3 protein-coding genes and 1 pseudogene are annotated in these 4,758 nt (G+C 66.1%); 3 read left to right on the top strand and 1 reads right to left on the bottom strand.

Translation table 11 applies throughout. The features are described from left to right. Both WAW85_RS14055 and putP read left to right on the top strand, forming a co-directional pair. Positions 1–765, top strand: a pseudogene (locus WAW85_RS14055) (FAD-containing monooxygenase EthA); the annotation flags it as partial. Positions 766–867: 102 nt separating this feature from the next. Next, a complete protein-coding gene (gene putP / locus WAW85_RS14050; RefSeq protein ID WP_422560219.1) occupies positions 868–2,394 on the top strand; it encodes a sodium/proline symporter PutP in 1,527 nt (508 codons plus the stop codon). A 17-nt stretch (positions 2,395–2,411) separates the two neighbouring features. On the opposite strand, the gene WAW85_RS14045 is transcribed toward putP, so the two are convergent. Next, on the bottom strand, positions 2,412–3,635 hold the full coding sequence (locus tag WAW85_RS14045) for an acyl-CoA dehydrogenase family protein (protein WP_422560218.1): 1,224 nt from the start codon (positions 3,633–3,635) through the stop codon (positions 2,412–2,414). A gap of 56 nt (positions 3,636–3,691) precedes the next feature. Here WAW85_RS14045 and WAW85_RS14040 point away from each other — a divergent pair. Beyond that, a partial coding sequence (locus tag WAW85_RS14040) for a serine hydrolase (RefSeq protein ID WP_422560217.1) occupies positions 3,692–4,758 on the top strand: 1,067 nt, incomplete at its 3' end.

Here is a 4,758-nt window from a genome sequence, read left to right as displayed (position 1 = left end):
CAGAAGAACATCTTCCAGTCGCGGGTGATCTTCACGTTGTGCCAGCGCTTCCCGGCCACGATGCGCAAGGTGATCGGCCAAACCAATCGGGCCATGCTGGGTAAGGACTACCCGATGGACCCGAACTTCACCCCGCCGTACAACCCGTGGGAGCAGCGCTTGTGCGTGGTGCCTGACGGCGACATGTTCAAAGACCTACGCGCCGGGCGCGCGTCGATCGTCACCGGCGCGATCAAGACCTTCACCGAAACCGGCATCTTGCTGGAGAGCGGACAAGAGCTCGAAGCCGACATCATCGTCACCGCCACCGGTCTGAATATCCAGCTCTTCGGGGGCATGACGCTGGCCGTGGACGGCGCGCCCGTCGACCTCACCAAGACGGTCGCCTACCGCGGCCTGATGCTGTCCGGTCTGCCGAACTTCGCCTTCGTCGTCGGGTACACCAACTCGTCGTGGACGCTCAAAGTGGACATGCTGTGCCAGTACTTCATCCGGATCCTCAGCTACATGGACGCTCGCGGCTACACCAGCGTTCGCCCGCACACCGACCCGGCGATGGATACCCGCCCGCTGCTCGACTTCGGCGCCGGCTACGTCCAGCGCGCCCTGGACACGCTGCCGCGCCAAGGCACCGTCGACCCGTGGCAGATGTCGATGAGCGTCTACGCCGACCGCAAGTTGATCAAGCGGGGCCCCGTCGACGACGAGTTCCTGGTCTACAAGCAGGTGGTCCCCGCTCGCGACGCCGAGGTAGTTAGCGCCTGACGCGACGGGAGGTGGGGTCAGCCGAACTGCCCTCGAAGGTGGAGCAATGCTCATAGCATTAGTCGTCTGCCGAGAAGTTGCCGACGTCGAGGAGCTACGACCATGCTAAGCGATAAAAACTGGCAGCTTGCCGCCGTGATTCTCTACTTTGCGTGCATGCTCGGGATCGGCTACTACGCCTACCGCCAGACCCGCGACGATTTGGACGGCTACATGCTGGCCGACCGCGGCTTAAAGCCGTGGGTGGCGGCACTCTCCGCCGGCGCCTCGGACATGTCCGGTTGGCTGCTGATGGGCCTGCCCGGCGCCGTCTACGCCAGTGGCCTTGTCGAATCGTGGATCTTCATCGGCCTCACCGCCGGCGCTTGGTTGAACTGGAAGATCTGCGCCCCACGGCTGCGCGCCTACACCGAGGTCGCCGGCGACGCGATCACCATCCCCAGCTTCCTGGAACGTCGCCTGCACGACCAGTCACATGCCCTGCGCATCGTCTCCGGCGTGATCATCCTGGTGTTCTTCACGTTCTACGTCTCCAGCGGCATGGTGGCCTCAGGCAAGTTCTTCGACGAGTCCTTCGGCGTGAACTACACCTGGGGCATGCTGATCGTCGCCGGGATCACCATGCTGTACACCCTGTTCGGCGGGTTCCTCGGCGCCTCGCTGACCGACGTCGCCCAGGGCATTCTGGTGTTCCTCGCACTGGTTACGGTCCCCATCGTCGGCATCATCGAACTCGGCGGATTCGACGCCACAGTCGAGGGCATCAAGGCCGTCGATCCCGAGCGCCTCAGCTTCTTCGCCGGCGGCAGTGCGGTGGCGATCATCTCCGCGGCGGCGTGGGGTCTGGGCTACTTCGGTCAACCGCACATCATCGTCCGGTTCATGGCGCTGCGCTCGCCGAGCGACGCCCCCACCGCCCGTCGCATCGGCCTGGGATGGATGATCCTGTGTGGCGTGGGTGCGGTGGGTACCGCGCTGGTCGGCCTCGCGTACTACGGCACCGCCGACGAACTAAACGACCCGGAAACTGTCTTCTTGGCGCTGTCAAAGGTGCTCTTCCACCCCTTCGTCGCCGGCCTGGTGCTGGCTGCCGTGCTGGCCGCGATCATGTCGACGATCTCTTCTCAGCTGATCGTCTGCTCGTCGGCCGTGGTGGAAGACCTCTACAAACTGGTCGCCGCGAAGGCCGGCTGGCGCGAATTGGAGCCGTCGACATACGTGCGCTTCGGCCGTCTCGGCGTGCTCATCATCGCGGTGATCTCCGTTCTGTTGGCGCTCTCCCCGTCGAACAGCATTTTGGCACTCGTGGCCTTCGCCTGGGCGGGCTTCGGTTCGGCGTTCGGCCCGACGGTGCTGCTCTCGCTATGGTGGCGCAAACTGACCACTGCCGGGGCGCTCGCCGGCATCGTCACCGGTGCCGTCGTCGCCTACATCTGGGGCCAGACGTCGCTGCACGACAGCCTGTACGAGATCATTCCCGGCTTCATCGCCAATTTCCTGGTCGCCATCCCGGTCAGCCTGCTGACGACTCGGAAAGACGGCGAGGCCATTGACGCCGAGTTCGACGCGGCGGTCGAGCTCGCTGGCGGCCGGCGCGGTATGGAACGCGAAGTCGCGATCGACAGCTGACCCGGCCGCCGCGGTGCTCAGTCGCGGAGCAAGCCCTTGGCGACGTGAGTCACCTGGATCTCGTTGGAGCCCGCGTAGATCATCAGGCTCTTGGCATCGCGGGCGAGTTGTTCGACCCGATACTCGGCCATATAGCCGTTGCCGCCGAATAGCTGCACGGCCTCCATCGCGACCTCGGTGGCCGCCCGTGACGAGTACAGCTTCATCGCCGAAGCCTGCGCCAGGCTCGGCGGTTTTCCGGCCTGCGAGGCCTCGATCGCGGTGAACAGCATGTTTTGCACGTTGATACGGGCGATCTCCATCTCGGCCAGCTTCAGCTGGATGAGCTGGAAGCGGGCGATCTCGGTGCCCCACAGCTTCCGGCTCTTGGCGTACTCGATCGATAGGCGCTGGCACTCGTTGATGATGCCCAGACTCAACGCCGCGATGCCGATACGCTCGGCGGTGAAGCCGGCCTTGGCGTTGCCGCCACCGCTCTTGTCGGCGCCGGTGTCTTCGGTCTCGCCGAGCAGCCGGTCCTTGGACAGCCGGACGTCGTCGAAGAACAGCTCGCCGGTGGGCGAGCTCATCATGCCCATCTTCTTGAATGCCGGGCCCTGGGTGAGGCCTTCCATGCCCGAGTCGAGGACAAAGGTGAGCACCTTGCGCTCACGCATCGGCGTCCCGTCCCCCTCGTCGAGCTTGGCAAAGACGACGATGGTGTCGGCGTTGGGGCCGTTGGTGATGAAGGTTTTGTTGCCGTTGAGGATGTAGTCCTCGCCGTCGCGGCGCACCGTGGTCTTCATACCGCCGAGCGCATCGGATCCGCTGTCGGGTTCGGTGATGGCCCAGGCGCCGACCTTCTCCATGGTGACCAGCTCGGGCAGCCAGCGCCGCTTCTGCGCGAGGGTACCGCGGCCACGGATGGTCGAGACCGTCAGGCCCAACGAGACACCCATCGAGGCGATCAGACCGAGCGCGACGCCGGCCATCTCCATATTCAGGATCAGGAACATGGTGTTGCCCAGCCCCGTCGAACCGCCGCCCTTCTTTACCTCGCCGGCTTCCTCCGCCGCGAGATCGGCTTCCAGCGACTCCGCAGCCATCGAGTCCATGCCGAAGGCGGCGAGCATCTTGCGGATGATGTCGAACGGCGGCAGCTGGCCGGTCTCGAGTTCGTCGACGTGCGGGCGGACCTCCTTCTCGATGAAACCGCGCACCGCGTCGCGCACCATCAGGTCTTCTTCGGACCACTCGAACAACTCTGCCTCCAACTTAGAACGTGTTCTACTTCTGCTGAGACAGTAGCGTGCTGGGTGTGACCGCGACAGTCCCCGCGCCCATCGGGCGCATTCACCCGCCCGACAGCCTGGATGCCGCCGACCTCGATCAGATCACCGACGTCGACGACGAGGCGGACTTCCCGGCGAATCCCGACGCGGCCGAACAGATCTGGGCGGCGGCGCGCCACTGGTATCAGGCCGGCGTCCAGCCGGGGATCGCCGTCTGTGTCCGGTACCGCGGCGCGGTGATTCTCAACCGGGCCATCGGGCACGCCGTCGGCAACGGCCCCGACGACGTACTGGCGCGCCGCGCGGGCACCGGCGCCGCCGAGCCGGTGCCACTGCGCACCACCACCCCCGTGTGTGTCTTCTCCACCGCCAAAGCGATGGCGTCGACAGTGGTGCACCTGCTGATCGAGCGCGGCGACCTGCGCCTGTCCGATCGGATCGACGATCTGATTCCCGGTTACCGCGCGCACGGCAAGGGCCGCACCACCGTCGACCATGTTCTGACGCATCGCGCCGGAGTGCCGATTCCCACCGGGCCGCGCCCGGATCTTCGCCGCAGCGAAGACAGCGCCTACACGCGCGAGATGCTGTCGGCGCTGCGGCCGATCTACCCGCCAGGGACCCTGCACATGTACCACGCGCTGACCTGGGGTCCGCTGGTGCGCGAGATCGTCGCCGCGGCCACCGGGCGCAGTATCCGCGACATTCTGGCGAACGAAATCCTTGATCCGCTCGGCTTCCGGTGGACCAACTTTGGCGTCGCACCCGACGACGTCGGGCTCGTCGGCCCCAGTTATGTGACCGGACCACCGAACTCCGGCGCCATCGACGCGGCGTTCGCCCGGGTGGTCGGCGGCACGATGGCGCAGATCATCCCGATGGCCAACACCGAACGGTTCCTCACCGGGGTGGTCCCCTCGTCGAATGCGGTCTCCACCGCCGACGAACTCTCCCGCTTCGCCGAACTGCTGCGCCGCGGTGGCCAACTCGACGGGCACCGGGTGCTGTGGCCCTCGACGCTGCGCGCGGCCACCGGCCAGCGGCGACGCTTGCGGCCTGACGTGGCGACCGGCGGTGTCCCGCTGCGCTGGGG

This window comes from Gordonia sp. (in: high G+C Gram-positive bacteria) (assembly GCF_049299075.1).
Lineage (GTDB): Bacteria > Actinomycetota > Actinomycetes > Mycobacteriales > Mycobacteriaceae > Gordonia.
The sequence above is the reverse complement of the archived record's forward strand: the minus strand, read 5'-3'. Positions and strand labels throughout refer to the sequence as shown.

Bases quoted from the DNA above. Each gene is read 5' to 3' on its own strand.
- putP (WP_422560219.1), top strand. From the start codon at position 868: ATGCTAAGCGATAAAAACTGGCAGCTTGCCGCCGTGATTCTCTACTTT.